A 26,852-nucleotide genomic window follows, 5' to 3' on the forward strand; every position below is an offset into this window, starting at 1 on the left:
GCAGCGAACGCACCGAACGCAGAAAGCGAGCAGACCGACAGCCATGGCTGAGGCCCAGAACATCCCGGTGGGCTCCACCACCGCCGGCTCCATCGCGGTGGCCGCCGAGTCCACCGTCGCGACCCGCATGAGCGCGCCCCCCTCCTTCGACGTCGCGGACTTCCCCGTCCCGCACGGCCGTGAGGAGGAGTGGCGGTTCACGCCGCTGGAGCGGCTCCGCGGGCTGCACGACGGCACCGCGGTCGCCACCGGCGACGGCGTGCGCGTCGAGGTGGAGGCGCCCGAGGGCGTCACCGTCGAGACCGTCGGCCGCGACGACGAGCGGCTCGGCAAGGCCGGCACCCCGGTGGACCGGGTAGCCGCCCAGGCGTACTCCGCCTTCGAGAAGGCCTCGGTCGTCACCGTCCCCAAGGAGACCGTGCTCACCGAGCCGGTCCGGATCTCCGTGCACGGCCAGGGCGGCACCGCCTTCGGCCACCAGGTGATCGAGCTCGGCGCGTTCGCCGAGGCCGTCGTGGTCATCGACCACACCGGTGACGCGGTCCTCGCCGCCAACGTCGACTTCGTGCTCGGTGACGGCGCCAAGCTGACCGTCGTCTCCATCCAGGACTGGGACGAGAAGGCCGTCCATGTCGCCCAGCACAACGCGCTGGTCGGCCGGGACGCCTCCTTCAAGTCGGTCGTCGTCACCTTCGGCGGTGACGTCGTGCGTCTGCACCCGCGCGTGAAGTACGCCGGCACCGGCGGCGGGGCCGAGCTCTTCGGCCTGTACTTCACGGAGAAGGGCCAGCACCAGGAGCACCGCCTCCTCGTCGACCACAACACCCCGCACTGCACGTCGAACGTCGCCTACAAGGGCGCGCTCCAGGGCGAGAACGCCCACGCGGTGTGGATCGGTGACGTCCTCATCCAGGCCGCGGCCGAGGGCACCGACACGTACGAGATGAACCGCAACCTCGTCCTGACGGACGGCGCCCGCGTCGACTCCGTGCCGAACCTGGAGATCGAGACCGGCGAGATCGCCGGCGCCGGCCACGCCTCGGCCACCGGCCGCTTCGACGACGAACAGCTCTTCTACCTCATGGCCCGTGGCATCCCGGAGACCGAGGCCCGCCGCCTCGTCGTTCGCGGCTTCTTCGCCGAGCTGGTCCAGCAGATCGGTCTGCCGGACGTCGAGGAGCGGCTGATCGCCAAGATCGAGGCCGAGCTGGAGGCGTCCCTCTGATGCCCTTCGTCCGAGCCTGCGGGCTGAGCGAGCTGGAGGAGGACACCCCGAAGCGGGTGGAACTCGACGGCACGCCCATCTCCGTCGTCCAGACCGAGGGCGAGGTGTTCGCGATCCACGACATCTGCTCGCACGCGAACGTCTCGCTGTCGGAGGGCGAGGTCGAGGACTGCCAGATCGAGTGCTGGCTGCACGGGTCGGCCTTCGACCTCCGCACCGGCAAGCCGTCCGGCCTTCCCGCGACGCGCCCCGTCCCCGTATACCCCGTCAAGATCGAAGGGGACGATGTGCTCGTCTCCGTCACCCAGGAGTCCTGAGTCACCCATGGCTACGCTTGAAATCCGCGACCTGCACGTCTCCGTCGAGGCCGACAACGCCACGAAGGAGATCCTCAAGGGCGTCGACCTGACCGTGAAGCAGGGCGAGACCCACGCCATCATGGGCCCCAACGGCTCCGGCAAGTCGACGCTCGCGTACTCCCTCGCGGGTCACCCCAAGTACACGATCACCGGCGGCACCGTCACCCTCGACGGCGAGGACGTCCTGGAGATGTCCGTCGACGAGCGCGCCCGCGCCGGCCTGTTCCTCGCCATGCAGTACCCGGTCGAGGTCCCCGGCGTCTCGGTGAGCAACTTCCTGCGCACCTCCGCCACCGCCGTCCGCGGCGAGGCCCCCAAGCTCCGCACCTGGGTGAAGGAGGTCAAGGAGGCCATGCAGCGCCTCAACATGGACCCCGCCTTCGCCGAGCGCAACGTCAACGAGGGCTTCTCCGGCGGTGAGAAGAAGCGGCACGAGATCCTCCAGCTCGAGCTCCTCAAGCCGAAGGTCGCGATCCTCGACGAGACCGACTCCGGCCTGGACGTCGACGCGCTGCGCATCGTCTCCGAGGGCGTCAACCGCGTCCGCGAGACCGGCGAGGTCGGCACCCTGCTGATCACGCACTACACGCGGATCCTGCGGTACATCAAGCCGGACCACGTCCATGTCTTCGCCGGCGGCAAGATCGTCGAGTCCGGTGGCCCCGAGCTCGCCGACAAGCTGGAGGCCGAGGGCTACGAGTCCTACACGAAGGGTGGCGCATCCGCGTGACACAGCTGCCGGGCCTCCTCGACACCGAGGCGCTCCGCAAGGACTTCCCCATCCTCGACCGGGTGCTCCACGACGGCAAGAAGCTCGTGTACCTGGACAACGCGGCGACCTCCCAGACGCCGCGCCAGGTCATCGACGTGCTCAGTGAGTACTACGAACAGCACAACGCCAATGTGCACCGCGGCGTGCACGTGCTGGCCGAGGAGGCCACGGCGCTGTACGAGGGGGCGCGCGACAAGGTCGCCGCCTTCATCAACGCGCCGAGCCGCAACGAGGTGATCTTCACCAAGAACGCCTCGGAGTCGCTCAACCTGGTCGCCAACATGCTCGGATGGGCCGACGAGCCCTACCGGGTCGACCACGAGACCGAGATCGTCATCACGGAGATGGAGCACCACTCCAACATCGTTCCGTGGCAGCTGCTGTCGCAGCGCACCGGCGCGAAGCTGAAGTGGTTCGGCCTGACCGACGACGGCCGCCTCGACCTGTCGAACATCGACCAGGTCATCACCGAGAAGACGAAGATCGTCTCCTTCGTGCTGGTCTCCAACATCCTCGGCACCCTCAACCCGGTCGAGGCGATAGTGCGACGCGCCCAGGAGGTCGGCGCGCTGGTGCTGATCGACGCCTCGCAGGCCGCCCCGCACATGGTGCTGGACGTCCAGGCCCTCCAGGCCGACTTCGTCGCCTTCACCGGCCACAAGATGTGCGGCCCGACCGGCATCGGCGTCCTGTGGGGCCGCCAGGAACTGCTGGAGGACCTCCCGCCGTTCCTCGGCGGCGGCGAGATGATCGAGACCGTGTCGATGAACTCGTCGACCTACGCCCCCGCGCCGCACAAGTTCGAGGCGGGCACGCCCCCGGTCGCCCAGGCCGTCGGCCTCGGCGCCGCCGTGGACTACCTCACCTCCATCGGCATGGACAACATCGCGCGCCATGAGCACGCGATCACCGAGTACGCGGTCCGCCGCCTCCAGGAGGTCCCGGACCTGCGGATCATCGGCCCGGTGACGGCCGAGGACCGCGGCGCGGCGATCTCCTTCGTCCTCGGGGACATCCACCCGCACGACGTGGGCCAGGTCCTGGACGAGCAGGGCATCGCCGTCCGGGTCGGCCACCACTGCGCGCGGCCGGTCTGCCTCCGGTACGGAATTCCTGCGACCACGCGGGCGTCGTTCTATCTGTACTCCACGCCGGCCGAGGTCGACGCCTTGGTCGAGGGCCTGGAGCACGTCCGGAACTTCTTCGGCTAGGAGCGGGTGTGAAGCTGGATTCGATGTACCAGGACGTCATCCTGGACCACTACAAGCATCCGCACGGGCGGGGCTTGCGGGACGGCGACGCCGAGGTGCACCACGTCAACCCGACGTGCGGCGACGAGATCACGCTGCGCGTGAAGTACGACGGATCGCGGATCGCGGACGTGTCGTACGAGGGCCAGGGCTGCTCGATCAGCCAGGCGTCGGCCTCCGTCCTGAACGAACTCCTCGTCGGCAAGGAGCTCGCCGAGGCGCAGCGGATCCAGGCCACCTTCCTGGAGCTGATGCAGTCCAAGGGCAGGATCGAGCCCGACGACGCGATGGAGGAGGTGCTGGAGGACGCGGTCGCGTTCGCCGGCGTCTCCAAGTACCCGGCCCGGGTGAAGTGCGCCCTGCTGAGCTGGATGGCCTGGAAGGACGCGACCGCCCAGGCGATGGGTGACGGCGCGGAGAGGAAGACGGCATGAGCGAGAACCAGACGGCCCAGATGAAGCCCGCGTCCGAGGAGGAGGTCCGCGAGGCGCTGTACGACGTCGTCGACCCCGAGCTGGGCATCGACGTCGTCAACCTCGGCCTCATCTACGGCATCCACATCGACGACTCCAACATCGCGACCCTGGACATGACGCTGACGTCGGCGGCCTGCCCGCTGACCGACGTGATCGAGGACCAGGCGAAGGCCGCGACGGACGGCATCGTCAACGAGCTGAAGATCAACTGGGTCTGGATGCCGCCGTGGGGCCCGGACAAGATCACGGACGACGGCCGCGAGCAGCTCCGCGCGCTCGGCTTCAACGTCTGAGACCACCGGTACCGTCCGGCTGCGACGGCCATGCCCTCCCCCTGCTCGAAGAGCTTGGGCGGAGGGCATGGCCGTCTCTCCGTACGTCTCCCCGTACCCGATCGGGGAGCGGCCGGCCGGCGGACGCACCGGCGTCGAGCCGGCCTACGAACTCCCCCCTCGCCGCCCCGGAACGCCGGGCCGGCCGCTCGCGTGAACCCTGACCCCGCCTGCGGGGAACAGCGGGTGTGACCACACCCGCCGCAGACGGAGACCCCGTGACCGGACCGCCGGACGCCCACCACGACGACGCCCATGACGACTCGGCCGTCGTGACACGCTCCCTCGACCGCCCCGAGGCCTTCGCCGAGCTGTACCACCGGTACGCCGCCGACATCCACCGGTACGCCGCCCGGCGGCTGGGCGACGCGGCCGCCGACGACATCACGGCCGACACGTTCCTCGCCGCGTTCCGCGGCCGCGCCCGCTACGACCCGGCCCGCGCCAACGCCCGCCCCTGGCTCTACGGCATCGCCGCCAACCTGATCGGCAAACAGCGCCGCACCGAGGTCCGCGCCCTGAACGCGCTGGCCCGCACCGGGCACGACCCGGTCGCCGAGTCCTGGGTCGACCACGCCGACGACCGGGTCACCGCCCAGGCCGCCCACGGGCCCCTGGCCGGCGCCCTCGCGTCCCTGTCGGGCGGCGACCGGCACGTGCTGCTGCTGGTCGCCTGGGCGGACCTCACGTACCAGGAGGTCGCCGAGGCCCTCTCCATCCCGGTCGGCACGGTCCGCTCCCGGCTCAACCGGGCGCGCAAGAAGGTCCGGTCCGCCCTCGGCGACAGCGACCCCACCCTCGTACACGACTTCACCACGGAGGTCACCCATGGATGAGATGCGGACGCTCCAGGACTTCCGCGCGGACGCCCCCACGCCCGACCGGGCCCGCCTCGCCCCGGGCCACGCCCGCCTCCTCGACGAGGCCGCCCGCCCCCGGCGGCGCCTTTGGGGCGGGTGGCGGCTCGCGGTGGCGGGCGCCGCGGCGGCGGTCACCGCGGTGGCGACGCTCGCCACGCTGCTCCCGGCCGGTCACGAGCCGCCGGCGCCGGCGGCGCCGGCGGCCAAGCCGCGGGCGGACCAGTGGATCTACCGCAAGACCGAGTGGCGGATGGTGAACTGCGAGGCCGGGGGAAGCGGCGGCCGGGGCATGGAGATGCTCGGCTTCAACCTCTACTTCACGCAGGGAAGGCCCTGTGACCTGGGCAGCCTGCGGTCCCGCACCGACGAGGACTGGACCCGGTACGACGGATTCGACGAGCGGATGGGCGCCGAGACGCCTCCTCCGCAGACCCGCACGGGCGCCACGTACGGAGGGACGGGCAATGGTGACACCCTCACTCCCCGGCAGGCGGACGCCTTGGTGGAGGACCTGCCGGACGACACCGACGGCACCCTCCGCCTGATCCGCAAGCGGTCCATCCCCAGCCGGGTGTCCAGCGCGTGGCGTCTGACCCAGGCGCAGCGCGACTTCGAGGAGATCGCGGAAGTGCTGGCGGTGACGCCCAGCATGCCGGAGGAGAAGGGGAAGCTGCTGATCCGGACCGCCGGAGAGCTACCGGGCGCGAAGCTGACGTCCACGGTCGTGCCGGACGGGAGGGAGACCCTCATGGCGCTGGGAGTCGAAGGCAACTACCGCGACTACTCCTACGAGCGGAACACCTTCGAGGTGCTGTTCGATCCCCGGACCCAGGCATTCCGGGGATTCCGGCTCGTGGCCGGGATCGGCTACTACGTCGGCGGCAAGAAGTCCGGTGGCCCCTTCGTGACCAAGGGCACCGTGCTGGCCACCGCCATGCGCGTCACGACCGAGGTCGTCGACGCGCCCGGCACGCGTCCCTGAACCGCCGCTCCGGTCGCCGCCCCGGCACGGGGGTGCGGGGCGGCGACCGGGAGGTGAGACCGGTTGGCCCGGGCGGCGGGCGGCCGGTTAGGTTTCTGGCATGACTTCTGCACCCCGTACCACCGGCGCCGTCGCCGCCGGCCTTGCCACCATCGCCGGCGACGGCACCGTTCTCGACACCTGGTTCCCGGCTCCCGAGCTCGTCGACGGGCCCGGGCCCGCGGGGACCGAGCGGCTCACCTCCGACCAGGCCGTCGACCTCCTCGGCGAGGGCGCCGCCAAGGCCCTCGGCGTCGACGCCCGCCGCGGCGTCGAGGTCGTCGCCGTGCGCACCGTCATCGCCTCGCTCGACGACAAGCCGCTCGACGCCCACGACGCCTACCTGCGCCTGCACCTGCTCAGCCACCGGCTCGTCAAGCCGCACGGGCAGAACCTGGACGGGATCTTCGGGCTGCTCGCCAACGTCGCCTGGACCTCCCTCGGTCCCGTCGCCGTCGACGACGTGGAGAAGGTCAGGCTCAACGCCCGCGCCGAGGGCCTGCACCTCCAGGTGACCAGCGTCGACAAGTTCCCCCGCATGACGGACTACGTCGCCCCCAAGGGCGTCCGCATCGCCGACGCCGACCGCGTGCGGCTCGGCGCGCACCTCGCCGCCGGGACCACCGTGATGCACGAGGGCTTCGTGAACTTCAACGCCGGCACGCTCGGCACCTCGATGGTCGAGGGCCGCATCTCCGCGGGCGTCGTCATCGGCGACGGCTCCGACATCGGCGGCGGCGCCTCCACCATGGGCACCCTCTCCGGCGGCGGCAACGTCATCATCTCCGTCGGTGAGCGCTGCCTGATCGGCGCCGAGGCGGGCGTCGGCATCGCCCTGGGCGACGAGTGCGTCGTCGAGGCGGGCCTCTACATCACCGCCGGTACGCGCGTCACGATGCCCGACGGGCAGATCGTCAAGGCCCGCGAGCTGTCCGGCGCCTCCCACATCCTCTTCCGCCGCAACTCGGTCACCGGCACCGTCGAGGCCCGGCCGAACAACGCGGTGTGGGGCGGCCTGAACGACATCCTCCACAGCCACAACTGATTCGTGTGATCGTGCGTGACCTTTCCGCCGACCGGGTGGATAAGCAGGTCGTACACGGTCACACCCATCGGCAAGGCGAGGGACGGCTCATATGACAACCCGCAGACTCATCGTTCCGGTCGTGCTCGCGCTGGCGGCGCTGGTGCCGTCCGGCGTCGCCCACGCCGACGAGTCCGGCCGCGCCTCGGGCACCGGCCACCACCTCACGCTGGTGTCGATCGGCCAGATCGACGACCCCATGGAGGACGTGCTGGAGCACGTCGCCGTCCTCGGCCACAACGAGGTCGTCGGCTCCTGAGCGGTTCCCCGCCCCGTTTCCTCGTACGCCGCCCGCAGCCCGTCGACCGCCTCCCGGTCGGCGGGCTGCGGGCGGTTCACGGACCGGGCCCGCGTCCAGCACCGACCGTACAGGTCTGCTTAGAGGTCATCACCTTCGAGGGTAAGGGTTGCTGAAGCATCGGTCGGTTCCGGGACGGTACGACGGGGTACCCGGACCTTCCCGTACGAGATGGGAGGCGATCCGCGTGGCCGGAGAACCGTCGGTCGGCGAGCTGGTGAAGCAGGCGTCTGAGCAGCTCTCCGACCTGGTGAAGACCGAGATGCGCACCGCGCAGGCCGAAATGATGCAGAAGGGGAAACGAGCGGGCAAGGGTGGCGGGATGCTGGGGGCCGCCGCGGCCGTCGGCTACGTCGGGCTCATCGGCGTGTGGGCCACCGTGGCCGCCGCGCTGGCCGTCGTGCTCGATGTCTGGCTCGCGGTGCTCATCGCGACCGTCCTGTTCCTGGCGATCGCCGGGGTGCTCGCCGTGCTGGGCCGCGGCCAGCTGAAACGGGCGGTGCCGCCCAAGCCGGAGCGAGCGATCGACGGTGTGCGTTCGGACGTCCACGAGATCAAGGAGAGGGTCCACCGATGACACGGGACACGCACCACACCCCGGGCCCTGACGAACTCCGCCTCCAGGCGGCACGCAAGCGGCAGGAACTGGGCGAGACCATCGACCAGCTGATGGCCAAGACGGACGTGAAGGCGCGCGCCGCGCACCTGGTGCACGAGAAGACCCCGGAGCCGGTCCGGGAGAACTCGCGCACGATCCTCGCCGCGGTCGCCGCGGTGGTGGTCGCGGGCGTGGTGCTGTGGCAGCTTCGGCGCACTGGAAAGTGGGGATGAGGACGGGAATGGCGAAACAGAAGAAGAAGCGCAAGCAGAAGCTGCTCTACCGGCCGGTGGGCATCCTCCTCGGCATGGCCAGTGGTGCCGTGGCCAGCTCACTGTTCTCCCGTGCGTGGGCGGCCGTCGGCGACGGCGACGCCCCGGACGCGATGGACGAGGAACGCCGGTGGAAGGAGATCCTGCTGGCCGCCGCCCTGGAAGGGGCGATCTTCGCGGTGGTCAAGGCGGCGGTGGACCGCGGCGGCGCGGTCGGCGTCCGCCGGCTGACCGGCACCTGGCCGGGCTGACACCCGGCCGACGGCACGCGCCCGCGCTGAGCCTCAGCGCGGGCGCGTGACCGGAGCGGGCCCGGACGCCCGGCGGCCCCTACGGGCGGAAGCGCAGCACCTGCGGGTCGTGGTCGCTGTCCTGGTCGGCGAACTCGGCGTTGATGTGCACGCTGTCGTACTCGAAGCGCCGGATCGAGGGGCTGGTCAGGATCTGGTCCAGCACCTGGCTGTTGCCCTGGTACACGTACGAGTAGCGCTCGCTGCGCGGCAGCGAGGTGACCGCCGCGTGCAGCGCGCCCCCGTCCGTCAGGGCCTTCGTCGTCCCGGAGAACTCGAAGTCGTTGATGTCGCCGAGGACGACGACGTCGGCGGTGCGCTGCACCTCCAGGAGGTCCTTGACGAAGGTGTTCACGGCCTGGGCCTGCTGGAGGCGCTTGACCTCGGAGGAACGGTTCGGCGGCTGGTGGTGCGAGACGATCGATTCGTCACCGCCCTTGGAACCGAAGTGGTTCGCGATGACGAAGACCGTGCGGCCCCGGAAGGTGAACTCGCCCGCCAGCGGCTTGCGGCTGTTGTCCCACGCGGTGTTGGCCGGGTCGATCCGGCCGGGGGAGTGGGTCAGGGCCGCCCGGCCCTTCTCCCGTACGACACCGGTCGCCGTGGTCGCGTCGCCGCCCGCGCGGTCGGTGAACGACACGCGCTCGGGGTTGAAGAGGAACACCTGGCGGATGTTGCCGCCCGGCTCGCCGCCGTCCTTGTTGTTCACCGGGTCGACGGACCGCCACGCGTACGCGGGGCCGCCGGCCGCGACGATCGCGTCCGTGAACTTCTTCAGCGTCTCGTCGGCGGCGACCGTGCCGTCGTTCTTGGCGCCGTTGTTGTCCTGGATCTCCTCCAGGGCCACGACGTCCGGCGAGGACAGGTTCTCCACCACGGCCTTGGCCAGGGCGTCGAACTTCTCCTGCGGGTCGGTCGGGTCGAGGTTCTCGACGTTGTACGTGGCCACCGCCAGCTCACCGCGGTGCTGCCGCTCGGTCCGCTCACGCTCCAGGCCCCGGTCGGCCGGGGTGCCCAGGGTGCGGGCGGTGAGGGTGTAGCCGCCGAACTGGTTGAAGTCCAGCGGGCCTTCGGTGGTGCCGGTCAGCCAGTCGCCCACGTTCGCCTTGGGGAACGGCCGCTCGGCGACCGGGGTGAGCGACTGGACCTGGAGGCGGCCGGTGTTCTGCGAGGTGTACGAACCGTAGACCGTGCCGCCGCGGCGGTTGTCGTTCTCGTGCGGCTTGACCGTCACCCACAGCTCGTTGTACGGGTCGGTCGCGCCGACGACCCGCGAGGAGCCGATGCGGACGTTCGTGCCCTCCAGGGACTCGAAGTAGTCCAGGGCGTAACGGCCCGGCTGGAGCGTCAGGCCGTTGATCGAGCCGCCTGCCGCCGGGTCGCCCTCGGGGGTGTACGCGGAGGGTACGGAACGAGTCGTCAGGACAGTGGGCGCGGGCAGCGCGTTGCCGGAGGAGACGACCGTGACGGTGGGCTTGGTGATCTGGGTGAGCGACTGGTTCCCCGACGACGTGCCGCCGGGGACGTACTCGGTGACCGTGCCGGAGACGGTGACCGCGTCGCCGACGGCGACGGTCGGGGCGGAGCCGGTGTAGACGAACACGCCCTCGCTGGTGGCCGGGTCCTCATCGGCCCGCGGGTCCTGGATCCAGAAACCGCGCGAACCGTACGTACGGACGCCGATGACGATGCCGGACACCCCACTGACCTGCTGCCCGGCGAGCGGGGATATGCGGGTGGTGCCCTGGATGTCGTGGACGCGCACCGCGTCGGCCGTGCCGGCGGCGGTGGCCGAACCCGTGGCGAGCAGGCCCGCGGCCAGGGCGGCGGCGACCACGGCCGAGACGGCGACGGGGCGCGGCGAGGTCGACGGGGTTCTCCGCGCGGCTCTCGGCAGGGAGGAAGGCATCACAAGGCTCCGATGGGTTCGTGGGAGGTACTGAGCGGTAGCTCTACGCGCGTCAATCTCTGGTCTGGGGCCGGTACTTGTCAAGGGTTCGCGGGTGGACGGGCCTTGACCGGTACATGAACTGCCGGGCGGGGGGCCGAATACGTCTACGCTGGGGGCCGCCCGACCCCCCACGTACGTGCCGAGGAGAAACCGCTGATGTCGTCGGATCGCCCCACCCTGCCGCCGGTGCGGCTGCCCTCGGACGCGGAACTGGCCCGGGACGCGCTCGGCGCCCCGCTGCTGGCCCGGGCCGTCCGGCTCGCCCGCTGGGCCGGTCCCGACACCCGGGTGGGCCCCGGCGGCGAACTCGTCGAGGAGCAGCTCCCGGCCGCCGCCGAGGCGCTCGGGCTGGGTCCCGACGACGACGGCGCCGCCTACGCCAGCGAGGCGTGGCGGGTCGCCGTCGACACCGGACTCGTGGTGGCCGACGACCCCCAGGAGGACGAAGAGGGCGGCGAGGGCGGGGCCGTCGAGGCGGGCGGACAGCTCGCGCTCGTCACCGGCGGGGCGCCCCAGGACGTCCTGGCGCTGTGGCTGGACGCCCTGGACACCGCGTTCGCCGACGCCACCGCGCCGCTGCTCGACGACCTCGCCGACGCGCTCGGCGAGGACGGCGACCTCGACCTCGACGCACTGGACTGGGACCCGCAGCACGAGGCGGAGTTCCTCGACGGCGTCCTCGCCAACCTGTACCTCCTGACCGTCGCCGAGGGCGGCTCCGGGGACGCGCCGGTGCCGCTGCCGGCGCTCGCCGCGTCGATGATCGTCCCCGACGACATGGGCGAACCCACCGACGACGTGCTGGAGCAGGTGTCGGACGCCATGATGCGGCTGGACGACCAGTTCCGGGTGCTGGAGCCCGTCGGGCTCGTCGAGTACCAGCCCGTCGACGAGGCGCTGATGGCCGAGGAGGGCGAGGAGCCCGCCTCCATGGGCGACGACGAGGACGTGACACGGTACGGCATGGTGCGGCTGACCCCGCTCGGGCTGTACGGCGTCCGCGCCCGGATGCTCGAGGCGGGCGTGGACGCCCCCGCGGTCGGCGACCTCGCCGACAAGGGCGCGGACGTGCTGCTCGACGGGGTGGCCCACTACCCGCAGGCCGCGGCGCGGGCCGAGACGCAGGCGTGGCTGGCCCGTCGCGAGGCGCTCCCGGCGGCGCGCGAGCTGCTCGCGGCGGCCCGGGGCGCGGACGCCGGCTCGCCCCTGCGGCGGCTCCACTGCCAGCAGGCGCTGACCCTCGTGGGCGCCGGGGCGGAACCGGCGGTCCGCGAGGTTCTCGACGACCCCGAACTCGGCGGCCTCGCCCGGGTCTGGCTGGCGGAGCGGGGCGCGGCGGACGTGCCCGCGCCGCCGGAGTCCATGGTCTTCTGGCTGGCCATCGACACGATCGCGGCGCAACTGGACGCGGTGGGCGGCGGGGACCTGGAGGAGCTGCGGGAGCTTGTCGAGGGCCTGACGAGCCGGCACAGCGGGTTCTTCGACGCCGTGTGGCGGGTGGAGCACCCGGCCACGGCGGACGTGCTGGAGGCGATGGGGCGGCTGCACGGGGACAAGGCGGCGGCGAAGGACGCCCGCAAGGCCGCGTTCAAGGCCCGCTCCCGGCCCGGCGCCTGACGCCCGGCGCGGGGTGGGGCCGTGGCCCCGCCCCGTACCGGTGGTTGCCCCGTCCCGCCCGCACGTGGGCGCACCGGGAAGCGCGCCGCCCCGGGGGGACCGGGAGAGGGTGCCGCCCGGGTTCCGTTGTGCCCACCCTCCCCCAAGCTCTCGGCTTCGCTCGAGCAGGGGGGACCCCCATCGCCCTGCGGAACGACTGCCCACAACGGGGCAGCCGGAGCGCGGGGTGGGGCGAGGCACCGGCGGAACGACTGCCCACAACGGCGGGGCGAGGCGCCGGCGCGGTGCGGTCAGGTGCGGAGGTGGGAGGCGCCGTTGACGTCGAGGACCGTGCCGGAGGACCACTCCGCCGCGGGCGAGGCGAGCCACAGCACCGCCGCCGCGATCTCCTCGGGCGTGCCGACCCGTCCGAAGGGGCTCTGCGCCCGGATGGCGTCGCCCTCGGGGCCGGCCAGCCGGGGGCCGACGCGTTCCGTGGCGAAGAACCCGGGCGCGACCGACGCGACGGCGATGCCGTACGGGGCGAGGGAGACCGCCAGGGACTGGCCCAGGGCGTGGACGGCCGCCTTGGTCGCGCCGTAGGCGGGGTGGTCCGGCTCGCCCCGGAACGCGCCGCGCGAACCGATGTTGACGATCCGTCCGCCCGTGCCCTGGTCCATCATGCGGCGCCCGGCCAGGTGGCTCAGGTTCGCGGTGGCCAGCAGGTTGACGGCGACGTGCCGTTGCCAGACCGTCACCCACTCCTCGTACGGCGTCTCGGGGAGCGGGTGACGGGTGTTGACGGCCGCGTTGTTGACGAGGACGTCCAGGCCGCCGAGCGCCGAGGCGGCGGCGTCGGCGACCCGCGCCGCCTCCGGGGGGTCCGCGAGGTCGCCGCCGACCAGGGCGTGGCCCGTGCCCGGGAGGGCGCCGAGCGTGGCGCGGGCCTCGTCGGCGCGCGAGCCGTAGTGCACGGCGACCCGGTCGCCGTTCTCCGCGAAGGCACGGGCGACCGCGCGGCCGAGGCCCCGGGAGGCGCCGGTGACGAGGACGCGACGGCCGGTGGCGGGGAGGGACATGGGGCGAACGCCTTTCGGGGGTGCCGGGGGCCGGGCGTGGGCCGCCGCCCGTCCGGTGAGGCCGGCCGGACCGGGGCCCGCCCGGGTCGGGAGGGGGGTGGTCCTACAGGGCCTGCGCCGCCGGCTTGACCATGCCGCGCACGGTCCGCGACTTCACGAACTCGCCCATCGCCGTCATCTCCCACTCGCCGGAGAACTGCTTGATGAGCTTGGCCATCATCACGCCGGTCTGCGGCTCGGCGGTGGTCAGGTCGAAGCGGACCAGTTCCTCGCCGGTCGCCGCGTCCATCAGCCGGCAGTACGCCTTGGCGACCTCGGTGAACTTCTGGCCGGAGAAGGAGTTGACGGTGAACACCAGGCCGGTGGCGTCCGCGGGCAGCCTGCCCAGGTCGACGACGATCACCTCGTCGTCGCCGGCCCCCTCGCCGGTGAGGTTGTCGCCGGAGTGCTTGACGGCGCCGTTCAGGATGGTCAGCTTGCCGAAGTAGCAGCTGTCCAGATGGTTGCGCTGGGGCCCGTACGCGATGACGGAGGCGTCCAGGTCGATGTCCTTGCCCCGGAAGGCGGGCTCCCAGCCGAGGCCCATCTTGACCTGGGAGAGCAGGGGGCGGCCGCCCTTGACCAGGGACACGGTCTGGTTCTTCTGGAGGTTGACCCGGCCCTTGTCCAGGTTGATCTTCCCGGTGGACGCGGCGGGGGGAGCCGGGGGAGCGGGCGGCGCGGCGGCGGGCGCGGGTGCCACCGGGGCGGGGGTCACGGGGGCGGCGGGAGCCGGGGCGGGGGCGGGCGCGGCCTGTGCGGGCTCCTCGTCGACCGAGACGCCGAAGTCGGTGGCGATGCCGGCCAGCCCGTCGGCGTAGCCCTGGCCCACGGCGCGGGCCTTCCAGGCGCCGTTGCGGAGGTAGACCTCGACCACGACCAGCGCCGTCTCCGTGCCCAGCCGCGGCGGGGTGAAGGTGGCGAGGACGGTGCCGTCGTCCGCGCCGCGGATCGTGGCGGTGGGTTCGACGCCCTGGAACGTCTGCCCGGCGGCGTCCGGGCTGGCGGTGACGACGATCTTCTCGATGCCGGGCGGGACGGCGGCGGTGTCCACGATGATCGCATCGGGCGCCGTGCCGCCGCCGGACCGGTACGTCACACCGGGGCCGGACGGCTGGTTGTAGAAGATGAAGTCGTCGTCGGAGCGCACCTTGCCGTCGGCGGTGAGCAGCAGGCCCGATACGTCGAGCCGCACGGGCGCGGCGACGTCCACCACCACGCGGGTGACGGGAAGCGGGATGTTCGAGCCGGGGGTCATAGCTGTCATGCCGGGGTAACGAGCGGGGCGGCTTTGCCGTTCCCTTACCTTGGGCCACTCCGGTTACGGCCCTGTCCGCGCGGGGCCGAGCGGGCGCCCGGACATCACCCGCGCGGGCGCCCGGACATCAGTAGGGCCAGCGGGGCGGCCGCGTACAGAAGTGGCCGCCGAGGTGGGCGTGGTCGGGGTTGGCGTCGTCCAGCTCGCCCTGCTCCGCGATCAGCCCGGGGGCGTACTGCTCGGAGTCGTCCTGCGGTTCGTAGCCCAGGGCGCGGGCGGAGGAGAGGTCCCACCACAGACGGGTGTTGGCGGACGAGCCGTGGACCACGGTGTGCCGGACGTCCTCGGCGGTGAGGGCGGCGTGGAAGAGGCGGGCGCAGTCGCCGGGGCTCAGCCAGACCGACAGCATCCGCACCGAGGTGGGTTCCATGCAACAGGCACCGATCCGTACGGAGACGGTCTCGACGCCGTGGAGGTCCCAGTAGAGCTGGGCCAGGTCCTCGCCGAAGCATTTGGACAGCCCGTAGTACGTGTCGGGGCGGCGGGGGGTGTCGACCGGGATCAGCGGGTCGCCCTCGCGGGGGCGCGGGGTGAACCCGACGGCGTGGTTGCTGGACGCGAACAGGATGCGGCCCACGCCCTCGGCGCGGGCGGCCTCGTAGAGGTTGTACGTGCCCTCGATGTTGGCGCGCAGCAGCTTGTCGAAGGACGCCTCCAGGGAGATGCCCGCCAGGTGCACGATCGCGTCGACGCCCCGTACGGCCTCGCGCAGGGCCTCCTTGTCGGCGAGGTCGGCGGCGACCGCGCCGGGTTCGCCCTCGATGGGGGTGGCGTCGAAGAGGCGCAGCTCGTAGCCGTACGCCGGCAGCAGCCCCCGCATCAGGGTGCCGAGGCCGCCGGCGCCTCCGGTGAGCAGGAGCGTGCGGGGAGCGGGCATGGGCGGGCCTCCTGGGGGGCGGCCGTGCGAACGGGCCGAGGGGTTCCGGTCCGGCTCCTGTCCGTGTGCGCCACGCGCACGCGGGGACCGAACACCGTCAAGTGTGGCGGCAACGACGCGGCCTCGCCCCTGAGTTGCGGTTTTCCGTCCGTCGCCGCCGGGCCCGGGCCGGTGGGGACCGTCCCGCGTCCGCCGGGGAGGTTGACAGCTCCGGTGGGGCCTGGCTTGATGAACACGACACGACTTGGGAGCGCTCCCACACTTCCCTCGTCAGAAGGGCACACAGTGGGACCGTCACGAACAGCGAGCAGGCTCCGCCGCGTCCGGGCGCTGGTCGCCGCGGTGCTGACCGCCGTCTTACTGGCAGCCGGCACCCCGGCCGCCACCTCCGCCCCGGCCACCACCTTTGGGGCGGCCGCCCCGGGCGACGACTGGCTGCACACCCGGGGCAACCGGATCGTCGACGCCAACGGCGACGAGGTGCGGCTCACCGGCACCAACTGGTTCGGCTTCAACGCCTCCGAGCGGGTCTTCCACGGCCTGTGGTCCGGCAACATCACCCGGATCACCGCGTCCATGGCCGCCCGGGGCATCAACATCGTCCGCGTACCGATCTCGACGCAACTGCTGCTGGAGTGGAGGGACGGCCGGGCGACCGTCCCGAACGTCAACGCGCAGGCCAACCCGGAGATCGCCGGGAAGACCTCACTGGAGGTCTTCGACTTCTGGCTCGCCCTGTGCAAGCGGTACGGCATCAAGGTCATGCTCGACGTGCACAGCGCCGAGGCCGACAACTCCGGCCACGTGCACCCGGTCTGGTGGAAGGGCGCCCTCACGCCCGAGCACTTCTACACCGCCTGGGAATGGGTGACCGCCCGCTACCGGAACGACGACACCATCGTCGCGATGGACGTCAAGAACGAGCCGCACGGCAGGGCCAACGAGACACCGCGCGCCAAGTGGGACGGCTCCGGCGACCAGGACGACTTCCGGCACGCCTGTGAGACCGCCGGCCGCCGCATCCTCGCCGTCAACCCACGGGTGCTGGTGCTGTGCGAGGGCACCGAGGTGTACCCCAGGGCGGGCGCGGGCTGGACGTCCACCGACCCCGCCGACTACCACTCCACCTGGTGGGGCGGCAATCTGCGCGGCGTCCGCGACCACCCCGTCGACCTCGGCGCCCAGCTCGTCTACTCGCCGCACGACTACGGGCCGCTGGTCTTCGCCCAGCCCTGGTTCACCGGGGACTGGAACCGCACGACCCTCGAACGGGACGTCTGGGACCCCAACTGGCTCTACCTGCACAAGGAGAACAAGGCCCCGCTCCTCATCGGTGAATGGGGCGGCTTCCTCGACGGCGGCCCCAACGAGAAGTGGATGACCGCGCTGCGCGACCTCATCACCGAGCACCGCCTCCACCACACCTTCTGGTGCCTCAACCCCAACTCCGGTGACACCGGCGGCCTGCTGCTCGACGACTGGGCGACCTGGGACGAGCGGAAGTACGCCCTGCTGAAACCCGCCCTGTGGCAGCACGGCGGCCGGTTCGTCGGCCTCGACCACGAGGTCCCGCTGGGCGGCGCCGGAAGCACCACGGGCATCAGCGTGCGCCAGGTGTACGGAGGTCCCGGCGGCCCGGCGGACACCACCGCGCCCACCGCCCCGACCGGCCTGACCAGCACGGCGAGGACCGCCACCAGCGTCTCGCTGTCCTGGACGGCGGCGACCGACGACGTGGCGGTGACCGGCTACGACGTGTACCGGGGCGCGGTCCGGGTGAACACGGCGCCGGTGACCGCCACCACGTACACCGACACCGGGCTCGCCCCCGCGACCCCCTACCGCTGGTCGGTGCGCGCCCGGGACGCGGCGGGCAATGTGTCGGCGCCCTCGCCCGTGCTGGACGTGACGACGACCGGACCGGGCGACGGCCCGCCGGGCGCGGTGAAGGTCCGCTACCGGAACAACGACGGGTCGGCGACGGACAACGCCGTCCGGCCCGGGCTCCAGGTGGTCAACACCGGTGCCTCCGCGCTCGACCTGGGCACCGTGTCCGCGCGGTACTACTTCACCCGTGACGGCGGGTCGCCCTCGGTCAACGCCTGGTGCGACTACGCGGCGGTGGGCTGCGACCGGGTACGGCTGCGGGTCGTGCCCCTCGTCCCGCCGGCCGCGGGGGCGGACGCCTACCTGGAGGTGGCGTTCACCGGCGGCTCCCTGGCGGCCGGGCGGGACACCGGTGACATCCAGCTCCGGATGAGCAAGGCCGACTGGTCCGCCTTCGACGAGACCGACGACCACAGCCGTTCGGCACCGGCCGCGTACGCCGACGCCCCGGCCGTCCCCGCGTACACCGGCACCGCCCTCGTCTGGGGCGCACCACCGGCCGGCTCCTGACGGCCCCCTCCCGCGGGGCCGTCACCCGGCGCGCGGGCGCTCGTACCGCAGCGCCAGCCCCGTCACCACCGCCCCCAGGCCCTCCCACAGGCCCACGCCCAGGAACCCGGCCGGGGCGCGGCCGGAGACGACCGCCAGCGTGAACACCGCACAGGTGAGGAGGCGGAAGGGAACCGTCCAGCGGAAGAACGCCTTCCAGTCGGACAGCGCCGCCAGCACGTAGTAGACGCCCATGTTGACCGCCGCCATCGAGGAGGCGGTCAGGAACAGCAGCGTGTGGTCCCCGTCCGCGCGCCGGGCGTCCGGTACGGGCCCGAAGCCCATGACCGTCAGCAGCGCGTCCGGGGCGATCAGGCCCACCGCGCCCAGGGCGGCGGCCAGCAGTCCGAAGACCGCCATCGTCCAGCCGGACGGGGAACGGGGGAGCAGACGGGGCGGCGGTCGCACGGATGGTCCTCCTACGCACAGGGGTACGGGAAGGACCTGCATACCGTGCGGCCGCCGGCCCCCGCGCGCCCGGGTCCGTCCGGGCACCGGCTACCGCAGCGCCGCCGCCATCATCTTCCGGGCCACCGGCGCGGCCAGCCCGTTGCCGCTGACCTCCGCCCGCCGGGCCGCGGAGTCCTCGATCAGCACCGCGACCGCGACCTCCTCGCCGGTGTCCGCGTCCCTGGCGTACGAGGTGAACCAGGCGTACGGCTTCCCGCTGTTGTCGACACCGCGCTGCGCCGTGCCCGTCCTGCCGCCGACCTCCGCGCCCTGTCCATGCCGGAGGGGTAGACGCTCGGGTAGGTGCGCACCGGCACGTCCTGCTCGGCGTCGTCGAAGCCGAACTTCTCCGCCAGGGAAACGTTCATCTACGGGAGCCGGCCGCGGTGATGAACCCCGATTCGTACGCCGCGATCACCGCCTGCGTACGGTCCCGCGCCCCCGTCTTGGCCAGCACCGCCGCCACATGCGTCTTCACCGTCGCCGGGCCGACCCCCATCCGCCGGGCGATCTCCGCGTTGGTCAGGCCCGTCGTCATCAGCCGCAGCACCTCCGCCTCCCGCTCGGTCAGCCGCGCCACCCAGGGCGGGGCGGACGCCGGGCGGCGGCGCGCGTACTCGGCCGCCAGGCCCCGCAGGGCCGCCGGGTACAGCAGCGAGTCGCTGCGGGCGACCAGCCGGACCGCGGCCACGAGGTCCTCCGCCGCCGACCGCTTCAGCAGGAACCCCGCGGCCCCGGCGCGCAGCGCGTCGTACACGTAGCTGTCGTTCTCGAACGTCGTCACCACCACGATCCGGGGGTGCGGCTCGGGCAGGGAGGCCAGGATCCGCTCGGTGGCGCGGATCCCGTCGGTCCCGGGCATCCGCACGTCCATCAGGACGACGTCCGGCCGCAGCTCGCGCACCACGGACACCGCCTCGGCGCCGGTCGACGCCTCGCCGGCCACCTCCAGGTCCGGCTCGGCGTCCAGGATGACCCGCAGGGCGGTACGCACCATCCGCTCGTCGTCCGCCAGGACGATCCGGATCACCGGACGGCCTCCCTCAGCGGCAGACGCGCGGCCAGCCGCCATACGCCGTCCACCGGGCGGGCCTCGGCGGTGCCGCCCAGCAGGCGGGCCCGTTCGCCGATGCCCCGCAGACCGCGGCCGCCGCCGGGGCGGGCCACCGGGGGCCGGGCGGGCAGGGGGTTCTCCACGGTGATCTCCAACTCGTCCTCGTACCGCTCGATGGTCACCGACACCGGCTCGGCGCCCGCGTGCCGGGCCGCGTTGGTCAGCCCCTCCTGGACGATCCGGTACGCCTCGCGGGACACCGCCTCCGGTACGCCGGCCACGTCACCGCCCCTGACGGTCAGCGACGCATGCCGGCCGGCCGCCGACAGCAAGGTGTCCAGCGCCTCCAGGCCCGGCCGCCCCGGCAGCTCCCCGTCGTCCTCGCCCTGCCGCAACAGGCCCAGCACCGCGTCCAGTTCACCGACCGTGCGGCGCGTCGTCTCCTCGATGGCCGCCAGTGCCTCCCGTACGAACGCCGGGTCGCTGTCGAGCACCGTGCGTGCCGCGCCCGCCTGGAGCGTGACCGCGCTCAGCGCGTGCCCCACCGAGTCGTGCAGCTCCCGGGCGAGGCGATTGCGTACGGCCAGTTCGGCGGCGCGCCGCTCCGCCGCCGCCAGCCGGTCCGAGGGCGTCGGCCCCAGCAGCGGCGGCGCCTGCCGGGCCAGCAGCGCCCCGGCCCCGGCGGACGCCGCCGCGAGGGCGACCAGCATCGCGAGCCCCGCGGGCACCCCGCCGTACACCAGCCACCGCTGGTCCAGCGCCCAGAACCGCCCGAACGCCGACTCCCGCAGCCCGCCAGAGAACGGCAGCGCCATCACCGTCACCGCGAACGGCGGCAGCGCCAGCGACGCCCCGCTGACCAGCCCGCCGAGCCCCACGTGCAGCGTGAACCAGCCGGCCGTGCGCACCCGCGCCTCCCGGGAATGCGCCGGCCCGTCCGCGAACTGCTCCGCCGGAACCCCGCACAGCGTCCGCGCCACCGCCACCGACATGGGCCGGGCCAGCGGGAACAGCGCCGTCACGGCGGCGAGCGGCAGGGCCGACCCGTACGCTCCGAACTGCACCGCGAGGGAGCCGGAGAACAGCCCGCCCGCCCCCACGAGAGGCGCGACGACGAGCGTGCCCAGCAGCCAGTACGGCATCAACAGCGCGCCGCCCACGACCAGATGGACCCACCGCAGTCGCGCGCGCCGCCCCAGCAGCGCCCTGCCCAGTGCTCTCACGCCGTGCGCCGCCGCAGCAGGACGGCCACGCAGGCGCCCAGCAGCATCCCCGTGATCATTTCGCCAGCGTAGGCCAGCTCCATGGCCACCGTGGGCTCCTTGGCGGGATCGCTCTGCGGCATCACGGCGGTGAGCAGCAGCCAGCCACCCCAGCAGCCCACCCCGCCCGAGCCGGTCCAGGCGAGCGCCAGCGGCGCCTTCAGGGGCAGTGCATGCCCCAGGCGGAACACCAGCATCAGCACACCCGACACCGCGGCGGCCACGAAAAGCAGACGTACGCCCTCCAGGACCTGGAAGTCGCTGCCGCGTTCCGCGATCCGCCTCGCCGGCAACCCACGGGTCGAGCCGGCGAGCCACAGGACGTGCAGCGCCGACGGCACCAGCAGGAGCACCGAGGCCGCCACGGCGGTCACCCGGACGACGGGCGGGAACAGCGACGGGGACAACTCACCGACCCTGCCCCGCCACACCCGGCTCCAGCGGTCCCGGGCGTACAGCACGAACAGCGCGCCGAGCGTGAGTCCCTGAACGATGAACCCGCTGTAGACGAGGGTGAAGACCCATTCGTCGAGGAACGGCTCCTTGGGGCCGCCGGTGTCCTGTCCGGCCGCCAACTGGGCGGGGAAGCCCACCATGATCGGCCCGAGCAGCCCGGTCGCCGCCCACATCGGGAAGGCCGACAGCCACGCCTTCACGCGCAGACCCCAGCGCTGGGTGAACAGCAGCGCGAGGACGACCACGGCCGCGTCCATCAGCACGGTCACCAGATTGACCGCCGCCATCAGGCCCGTGTCCCTCAGCAGCACGCTGCCGTCCGGAATACCGACACGGCTGCCGGCCACCCACGCGATCTTGAGCGAGACGTAGGGGACGCACGAGGTGATGGCGAGGGCACGCAGCACCCGGCGCGCCGGGCCGGGCCGGGTCGTGCCGGTGAGGGCGGACGAGGTCGTTGTCATGCCCCCTACGCTCCCGCCCGCGCCACGTCCCGCGCCTCATGCCCGGCGGTGAACCCTCTCCGCCGCGCGGCGGAGGACGGTCAGCCGCCCAGGAGGACGACCACCGCGCTGGTGCCCTCGCCCCGCGCGGGCGCGAAGCCCCGGTCGTGGCAGGCGACGGTGGAGCCGCGCACCTCCCGGAGGACGGCGTCCGTCACAGCCGCCGGGTGGCCAGCGTCAGCCGGTCACGGGCGTCGAACAGGGCGTGCTTGACCAGTTGCTCGTGCGCCGGGGTGAGCCGGGCGACCGGGACCGAGCAGCTGATGGCGTCCCGCGCCGGGGTGCGGTAGGGGATGGCGATGCCGAAGCAGCGCAGGCCCAGGGTGTTCTCCTCGCGGTCCACGGCGTACCCCTGCTCGCGGACGGAGTGCAGCTCCTCGATGAGCCGCTCCCGGTCGGTGGTGGTGTGCTCGGTCAGCGCCGGCAGCGTCTCCGGCAGCATCGCGCGGACCCGTTCGTCGCTGTACGTGGCCAGCAGCGCCTTGCCCAGCGCGGTGGAGTGGGCGGGCAGCCGGCGTCCGACGCGGGTGAAGGGGCGGAGATGGTGCTGCGACTGGCGGATGGCGAGGTGGACGACGTCGGTGCCGTCGAGCCGGGCCAGGTGGATCGTCTCGGCGGTGTCGTCGGACAGCCGGTCGAGGGTGGGGCGGGCCGCGGCGACGACCTCGTCACCGTCGATGTACGACGTGCCCACCAGCAGGGCGCGCACGCCGATGCCGTAGCGGGTGCCCGTGGCGTCCGTCTCGACCCAGCCGAGCTCCACCAGGGTGCGCAGCAGCATGTAGAGGCTCGACTTGGGGTAGCCCACGGCCTCCTGGACGGCGGCCAGGGAGTGCATGCCGGGGCTGCCGGCGAGGTGTTCGAGGAGTTCCACCGTGCGGACGGCGGACTTGACCTGCGCCCCGCCGGATTCAGCTGCCATTCGACTCGCCCCTCTTGTGACCCACCGCGCCCGTCAATAGAGTCCCATTCATCATCAGGAACGCTGTTCAGAATACCGAACAACCTCGGTGGACTGGAAGGACGTAGCGGTGTCAGCAGCAGAAGTGTGGAGTGTCGACCCCCGAACCGGGAAGCGGCGTGAAGCGGTCGCCGTCGAAGCCACGGCCGAGGACGTCGACCGCGCCGTACGCGCGGCGCACGCGGCCCGCGGCGGGCTCGCCGACCGCGCGGTGCGCGCCGCGTTCCTGCGCACCGCCGCCGACGTCCTCGGCGGCGCCGAGGACCGGCTGGTCACGGTGGCCGACGCCGAGACCGCCCTCGGCCGCGCCCGGCTCACCGGCGAACTGGCCCGCACCTGCTACCAGTTGCGGGCCTTCGCGGACATCGTCGACGAGGGCGCCTTCCTCGACGTGATCATCGACCACCCGGACGCCACGGCCACCCCGCCCGTCCCGGACCTCCGCCGCCACAAGGTGCCGCTCGGCGTCGTCGCCGTCTACTCCGCCTCCAACTTCCCCTTCGCCTTCTCGGTGCCCGGCGGCGACACCGCCAGCGCGCTCGCCGCCGGCTGCCCCGTCGTCGTCAAGGCCCACCCCGACCACCCGGCCACCTCGGAGCTGGCCGCCGCCCTCCTCGGCCGGGCCGCCGCGCTGGCCGGCGTCCCGCAGGCCGTCGTCGGCCTGGTGCACGGCTTCGACGCGGGCGTCGCGCTGGTCCGCCACCCGCTGGTCGCGGCCGCCGGGTTCACCGGCTCGGTGCGCGGCGGGCGGGCGCTCTTCGACGCCGCGGCCGCCCGCCCCGTACCCATCCCCTTCCACGGCGAACTCGGCTCCCTCAACCCCGTCGTGATCACCGAGGAGGCCGCCGCCGAGCGCGCCGAGCAGATCGGGACCGGGCTGGCCGGGTCGATGACGCTCGGGGTGGGCCAGTTCTGCGTCAAGCCCGGCCTGGTGCTGGCGCCCACCGGCGCGGGCGGCGACGAACTGGTCGCCTCCCTGGCCGGCGCGGTCAAGGGCGTGGGCGAGGGCGTGCTCCTCGACCACCGCATGCGGGACAACTTCGTCGAGGGCGTCGCCGAACGCGCCGCGCTCCCGGACGTCGAGGCCCCCGTCACCCCCGGCGCCGGTGACGAGCACACCGTCAGCCCCGGGTTCCTGACCGTGCCCGCCGCCAAGCTGGCCACCGAGGGCACCCACGACCTGCTGCTGGAGGAGTGCTTCGGCCCCGTCACCGTCGTCGCCCGGTACGACGGCGACGACGAGGTCACCGCCGTGCTGTCCCGCCTGCCCGGCAACCTCACGGCCACTCTGCACCTCTCGTCGCGGGAGGCGGCCGGCGAGGGACGGGGCGCCGAACTCCTCGCCGCGCTCACCCCGCTCGCCGGCCGGGTGCTCGTCAACGGCTGGCCCACCGGCGTCGCCGTCGCCCCCGCCCAGCACCACGGCGGCCCCTACCCGGCCACCACCTCCACCTCCACCTCCGTCGGCGGCACCGCCGTCGAACGCTGGCTGCGCCCCGTCACCTACCAGTCGACCCCCGAGCCGCTCCTCCCGCCCGAGCTGCGCGACGACAACCCGCTCGGCCTGCCGCGCCGCGTGGACGGACGGATGGAGCACCCGTCCCGCGCCTGAGCGCCCGCGCCCGGCCGCCGCGCGAACGACGCCGCCCCGCTCCGCCCGGTCGCCCAACGGTGCGCCGGCGCCCGGCGCGAGCGGAACCGGAACCGGAACCGGAAGCGGACCGGGGTCACCGCCGGAACCGGCGCCGGCGGCCGGTCGTCCTTCCCCGCATGATCCGATACGCCACCCCCCAGGACCTCGACACCATCACCGCCCTCCACCGGGAGGCCCGCGCCACGTACTACCGCGGCCACATCCCGGACGCCGACTTCGAGGGCCCCGCCGAACTCGCCCGCGGCCGGGCCGGCTGGGCCGCGGCCATCGACCGCGGCGACGCCGTGCTGTGCGCCGAGCGGGCGGGGGAGGTGGTGGGCGTCGCGGCCTTCCGGCCCGTCGACGGCGTGCTGACCCTGACCCAGTTCCACGTGGCCCCCGCGCACTGGCGCCGGGGCATCGGCACCCGGCTGCACACCGCCTGCGTCGAGGCCTGGCGCGCGGCCGGCGCCACCACGGCCCGCCTGGAGGTCTTCGAGCACAACCGGCGCGCCCAGGCCTTCTACGCCCGTCACGGCTGGTACCCGGACCCGGACGCACCCAGGTCCGGCGACCACCTGGTGCTGCGGTTCGCCGTCGCCTCTCCGAAGGACCGGGACCGCGATCACGGCGTAACGTGACGAAGAGGAGCAAACCGGCCCATGGAGGGATCATGGCAGTCCCGGACCCCACGGCCTTCCCGGCCGGCGAACGGCCCCCCGACCCGGCCCGCCGGGAAGCCTTCGCCGAGCTGATGGTCGACGTCTTCAACAAGGGCGCACTGGCCCTGCTCACCAGCGTCGGCCACCAGACCGGCCTCTTCGACACCATGAGCACCCTGCCGCCCGCCACGAGCGCCGAGATCGCCGGGGCGGCGGCCCTCGACGAGCGGTACGTCCGCGAATGGCTCGGCGGCATGGTGCTGGGCGGCATCGTGGAGTACGAGCCGGACGGTGCCACCTACGCGCTGCCGCCCGAGCACGCCGCCTCGCTCACCACCGCCGCCGGACCCGACAACCTGGCCGGGATGATGCCCTACGTCGCCCTGATGGGAGAGGTCGAACAGGGCGTCGTCAGGTCCTTCCGGGAGGGCGGCGGCGTCCCGTACACGGCGTACCCCCGCTTCCAGGCGCTCCAGGCCCAGGAGACGGCCAGGGTGTACGACGCCGCCCTGGTCGACGCGATCGTCCCGCTGGTCCCCGGTCTCACCGAGCGGCTGCACGACGGCATCGACGTCCTGGACGTCGGCACCGGCCAGGGACGCGCCCCGCTCGTCCTGGCCCGCGCCTTCCCGCGCAGCCGCTTCCACGGCCTCGACCGCTCCGAGGACGGCATCGCCACCGCCCGCCGCGAGGCCGAACGGCTCTCCCTGGACAACCTGCGCTACACGGTCGGCGACTCCACGGAGATCACCGGGCGGTACGACCTCGTCACCGCCTTCGACGTCATCCACGACCTGGCCCGGCCGCAGGAGACCCTCGACGCCGTCGCCGCGTCCCTCCGCGACGGCGGCACCTTCCTGATGGGCGACATCGCCGCCTCCAGCAACCTGGAGGAGAACCTCGGCCACCCCTTCGGCCCCGCGCTCTACGGCTTCTCGGTCTTCTACTGCATGACCACCTCGCTGAGCACCGGAGGCGCCGGGCTCGGCACGGTCTGGGGCGAACAGACCGCCCGGCGCATGCTGGCGGCCGCGGGCTTCACCGACGTACAGGTCCGCTCGATCGAGGGCGACCCGCTGAACGTCTACTACGTGGCGACGACCGCCTAGTGCCCCCCGCGGGGCTTCACGCACCCGCCCTCCATGTACGGCCCGTGTGCCTCCACCCTCACGGGCGGGCCCGTGAACCCGGTGACGCACGGGCCGGCCCCCGGCACCATCAGGCTGAAGGCGAGGGCCGGGCCCGAGCCGTACACCTCGGTGCCGTCCGCCGGGTAGCCCAGCTTGCTCAGCGCCGCCCGCAGACCGCCCTCGTCGCGCACCCCCGCCAGGGCCCCGGCGATCCGGTCGGCATGGGCCCGCCCCCGGCACTCGGCGTCGGCCTTCATCGGGAGCTGCTGCTGGAACGCGTGGTTCTCGGCGTACTTCGCCCGCTCCGGGTCGTACGGCTCCCCCGCGGGGAGCGGACCGGTGGGGGCAGCGGCGGACGGGCCGGGGCGGACGTCCGCACACCGGTCGGCGACGCCCGGGAACCTCCGGTCGTGCTCGGTGAGGCCGGCCTTCCGCCGAGCCGCGTAGTCCGGGTCCGGGGAGCCGGAGGGACCGGCCGGCACCACCCGTTCCGTGCCGCAGCCGGTCACCAGCACCAGCGCGGCGAGGGCGGCGGGCAGCAGGGGACGTCTCACTGTGTACTCCATTTCCGATGCGGCACGGCGGGCCGCAGCATCGTCCCGCACCAC

28 protein-coding genes and 1 pseudogene are annotated in these 26,852 nt (G+C 73.1%); 18 read left to right on the forward strand and 11 right to left on the reverse strand.

All coding sequences use genetic code 11. The annotated features are described in order from the left end of the window. Window positions 1-43 precede the first annotated feature (43 nt). The 13 genes from sufD (at window position 44) to ACF068_RS23980 (ending at window position 8,798) form a co-directional block, all read left to right on the forward strand. Window positions 44-1,225 (forward strand): Fe-S cluster assembly protein SufD, encoded by a 1,182-nt coding sequence (gene sufD, locus ACF068_RS23920; protein WP_392276316.1) that lies wholly within the window; start codon window positions 44-46, stop codon window positions 1,223-1,225. Continuing rightward, a complete protein-coding gene (locus ACF068_RS23925; protein WP_126883593.1) occupies window positions 1,225-1,542 on the forward strand; it encodes a non-heme iron oxygenase ferredoxin subunit in 318 nt (105 codons plus the stop codon). Before sufD ends, ACF068_RS23925 begins: the two co-directional genes overlap by 1 nt. A gap of 7 nt (window positions 1,543-1,549) precedes the next feature. Next, entirely contained in the window at window positions 1,550-2,314 is a 765-nt protein-coding gene (gene sufC, locus ACF068_RS23930) for a Fe-S cluster assembly ATPase SufC (RefSeq protein WP_392276317.1), read from the forward strand. Then, window positions 2,311-3,567, forward strand: coding sequence for a cysteine desulfurase (locus ACF068_RS23935; protein WP_392276318.1), 1,257 nt, complete (start codon window positions 2,311-2,313; stop codon window positions 3,565-3,567). The genes sufC and ACF068_RS23935 overlap by 4 nt, the downstream gene beginning before the upstream one ends. 8 nt (window positions 3,568-3,575) lie before the next feature. Further along, entirely contained in the window at window positions 3,576-4,040 is a 465-nt protein-coding gene (gene sufU / locus ACF068_RS23940; RefSeq protein WP_392276319.1) for a Fe-S cluster assembly sulfur transfer protein SufU, read from the forward strand. Next, entirely contained in the window at window positions 4,037-4,375 is a 339-nt protein-coding gene (locus ACF068_RS23945) for a metal-sulfur cluster assembly factor (protein ID WP_344364780.1), read from the forward strand. The genes sufU and ACF068_RS23945 overlap by 4 nt, the downstream gene beginning before the upstream one ends. Window positions 4,376-4,632: 257 nt before the next feature. Continuing rightward, entirely contained in the window at window positions 4,633-5,250 is a 618-nt protein-coding gene (locus ACF068_RS23950; RefSeq protein WP_392276320.1) for an RNA polymerase sigma factor, read from the forward strand. Then, complete coding sequence (locus tag ACF068_RS23955; RefSeq protein WP_392276321.1) at window positions 5,243-6,256, forward strand: hypothetical protein; 1,014 nt, start codon at window positions 5,243-5,245, stop codon at window positions 6,254-6,256. The genes ACF068_RS23950 and ACF068_RS23955 overlap by 8 nt, the downstream gene beginning before the upstream one ends. A 100-nt stretch (window positions 6,257-6,356) precedes the next feature. Then, window positions 6,357-7,340 carry a 2,3,4,5-tetrahydropyridine-2,6-dicarboxylate N-succinyltransferase gene (gene dapD / locus ACF068_RS23960; RefSeq protein WP_392276322.1) on the forward strand — a complete coding sequence of 328 codons (984 nt, stop codon included), beginning with the start codon at window positions 6,357-6,359 and terminating at the stop codon, window positions 7,338-7,340. Window positions 7,341-7,431: 91 nt separating this feature from the next. Further along, the gene (locus ACF068_RS23965) at window positions 7,432-7,638 is read left to right on the forward strand and encodes a hypothetical protein (RefSeq protein WP_392276323.1); all 207 of its coding nucleotides are present in this window, start codon (window positions 7,432-7,434) and stop codon (window positions 7,636-7,638) included. Between the two features lie 226 nt (window positions 7,639-7,864). After that, window positions 7,865-8,254 carry a phage holin family protein gene (locus ACF068_RS23970; RefSeq protein ID WP_392276324.1) on the forward strand — a complete coding sequence of 130 codons (390 nt, stop codon included), beginning with the start codon at window positions 7,865-7,867 and terminating at the stop codon, window positions 8,252-8,254. Beyond that, window positions 8,251-8,508 (forward strand): DUF3618 domain-containing protein, encoded by a 258-nt coding sequence (locus ACF068_RS23975; RefSeq protein WP_392276325.1) that lies wholly within the window; start codon window positions 8,251-8,253, stop codon window positions 8,506-8,508. Before ACF068_RS23970 ends, ACF068_RS23975 begins: the two co-directional genes overlap by 4 nt. Window positions 8,509-8,516: 8 nt before the next feature. After that, window positions 8,517-8,798, forward strand: a complete 282-nt coding sequence (locus tag ACF068_RS23980) for a DUF4235 domain-containing protein (protein WP_392276326.1) — start codon at window positions 8,517-8,519, stop codon at window positions 8,796-8,798. A gap of 79 nt (window positions 8,799-8,877) precedes the next feature. Here ACF068_RS23980 and ACF068_RS23985 read toward each other — a convergent pair whose 3' ends face one another. Beyond that, window positions 8,878-10,746, reverse strand: a complete 1,869-nt coding sequence (locus tag ACF068_RS23985; protein ID WP_392276327.1) for an endonuclease/exonuclease/phosphatase family protein — start codon at window positions 10,744-10,746, stop codon at window positions 8,878-8,880. Window positions 10,747-10,944: 198 nt separating this feature from the next. Here ACF068_RS23985 and ACF068_RS23990 point away from each other — a divergent pair, with 198 nt between their 5' ends. Next, window positions 10,945-12,405, forward strand: coding sequence for a hypothetical protein (locus tag ACF068_RS23990; RefSeq protein WP_392276328.1), 1,461 nt, complete (start codon window positions 10,945-10,947; stop codon window positions 12,403-12,405). A gap of 290 nt (window positions 12,406-12,695) precedes the next feature. On the opposite strand, the gene ACF068_RS23995 is transcribed toward ACF068_RS23990, so the two are convergent. From ACF068_RS23995 to ACF068_RS24005, 3 genes are all read right to left on the reverse strand, one after another. Continuing rightward, on the reverse strand, window positions 12,696-13,463 hold the full coding sequence (locus tag ACF068_RS23995) for an SDR family NAD(P)-dependent oxidoreductase (protein ID WP_392276329.1): 768 nt from the start codon (window positions 13,461-13,463) through the stop codon (window positions 12,696-12,698). Between the two features lie 103 nt (window positions 13,464-13,566). Beyond that, window positions 13,567-14,769, reverse strand: coding sequence for a TerD family protein (locus ACF068_RS24000; protein WP_392276330.1), 1,203 nt, complete (start codon window positions 14,767-14,769; stop codon window positions 13,567-13,569). Between the two features lie 118 nt (window positions 14,770-14,887). After that, the gene (locus ACF068_RS24005; protein WP_392276331.1) at window positions 14,888-15,697 is read right to left on the reverse strand and encodes an NAD-dependent epimerase/dehydratase family protein; all 810 of its coding nucleotides are present in this window, start codon (window positions 15,695-15,697) and stop codon (window positions 14,888-14,890) included. Between the two features lie 285 nt (window positions 15,698-15,982). Between ACF068_RS24005 and ACF068_RS24010 the strand changes: the two genes are divergently transcribed. Continuing rightward, window positions 15,983-18,094 carry a cellulase family glycosylhydrolase gene (locus ACF068_RS24010; protein ID WP_392276332.1) on the forward strand — a complete coding sequence of 704 codons (2,112 nt, stop codon included), beginning with the start codon at window positions 15,983-15,985 and terminating at the stop codon, window positions 18,092-18,094. 21 nt (window positions 18,095-18,115) lie between these two features. Here the strand turns inward: ACF068_RS24010 and ACF068_RS24015 are convergent, their stop codons facing one another. From ACF068_RS24015 to ACF068_RS24040, 6 genes and pseudogenes are all read right to left on the reverse strand, one after another. Next, the gene (locus tag ACF068_RS24015) at window positions 18,116-18,493 is read right to left on the reverse strand and encodes a hypothetical protein (protein WP_392276428.1); all 378 of its coding nucleotides are present in this window, start codon (window positions 18,491-18,493) and stop codon (window positions 18,116-18,118) included. A 138-nt stretch (window positions 18,494-18,631) separates the two neighbouring features. Next, window positions 18,632-18,853 (reverse strand): annotated as a pseudogene (locus tag ACF068_RS24020) (penicillin-binding transpeptidase domain-containing protein); the annotation flags it as partial. 94 nt (window positions 18,854-18,947) lie between these two features. Continuing rightward, window positions 18,948-19,655 (reverse strand): response regulator, encoded by a 708-nt coding sequence (locus tag ACF068_RS24025; RefSeq protein ID WP_392276333.1) that lies wholly within the window; start codon window positions 19,653-19,655, stop codon window positions 18,948-18,950. Continuing rightward, a complete protein-coding gene (locus tag ACF068_RS24030) occupies window positions 19,610-20,860 on the reverse strand; it encodes a sensor histidine kinase (RefSeq protein ID WP_392276334.1) in 1,251 nt (416 codons plus the stop codon). The genes ACF068_RS24025 and ACF068_RS24030 overlap by 46 nt, the downstream gene beginning before the upstream one ends. After that, the gene (locus ACF068_RS24035) at window positions 20,857-21,819 is read right to left on the reverse strand and encodes a hypothetical protein (protein WP_392276335.1); all 963 of its coding nucleotides are present in this window, start codon (window positions 21,817-21,819) and stop codon (window positions 20,857-20,859) included. The genes ACF068_RS24030 and ACF068_RS24035 overlap by 4 nt, the downstream gene beginning before the upstream one ends. Before the next feature lie 193 nt (window positions 21,820-22,012). Further along, the gene (locus ACF068_RS24040; protein ID WP_392276336.1) at window positions 22,013-22,780 is read right to left on the reverse strand and encodes an IclR family transcriptional regulator; all 768 of its coding nucleotides are present in this window, start codon (window positions 22,778-22,780) and stop codon (window positions 22,013-22,015) included. Window positions 22,781-22,889: 109 nt separating this feature from the next. Here ACF068_RS24040 and ACF068_RS24045 point away from each other — a divergent pair, with 109 nt between their 5' ends. From ACF068_RS24045 to ACF068_RS24055, 3 genes are all read left to right on the forward strand, one after another. Then, window positions 22,890-24,431 (forward strand): aldehyde dehydrogenase (NADP(+)), encoded by a 1,542-nt coding sequence (locus tag ACF068_RS24045; protein ID WP_392276337.1) that lies wholly within the window; start codon window positions 22,890-22,892, stop codon window positions 24,429-24,431. A gap of 158 nt (window positions 24,432-24,589) precedes the next feature. Then, on the forward strand, window positions 24,590-25,093 hold the full coding sequence (locus tag ACF068_RS24050) for a GNAT family N-acetyltransferase (protein ID WP_392276338.1): 504 nt from the start codon (window positions 24,590-24,592) through the stop codon (window positions 25,091-25,093). Window positions 25,094-25,125: 32 nt separating this feature from the next. Continuing rightward, window positions 25,126-26,223: a class I SAM-dependent methyltransferase gene (locus ACF068_RS24055; protein ID WP_392276339.1), complete on the forward strand. Its 1,098-nt coding sequence runs from the start codon at window positions 25,126-25,128 to the stop codon at window positions 26,221-26,223. Here ACF068_RS24055 and ACF068_RS24060 read toward each other — a convergent pair. Beyond that, on the reverse strand, window positions 26,220-26,798 hold the full coding sequence (locus ACF068_RS24060) for a hypothetical protein (RefSeq protein WP_392276340.1): 579 nt from the start codon (window positions 26,796-26,798) through the stop codon (window positions 26,220-26,222). The two genes, ACF068_RS24055 and ACF068_RS24060, sit on opposite strands and share 4 nt — an antisense overlap. Between the last annotated feature and the right edge of the window lie 54 nt (window positions 26,799-26,852).

Origin of the sequence: Streptomyces sp. NPDC016309 (assembly GCF_043077235.1) — a bacterium.
In the GTDB taxonomy this organism is placed as follows: Bacteria; Actinomycetota; Actinomycetes; order Streptomycetales; family Streptomycetaceae; genus Streptomyces.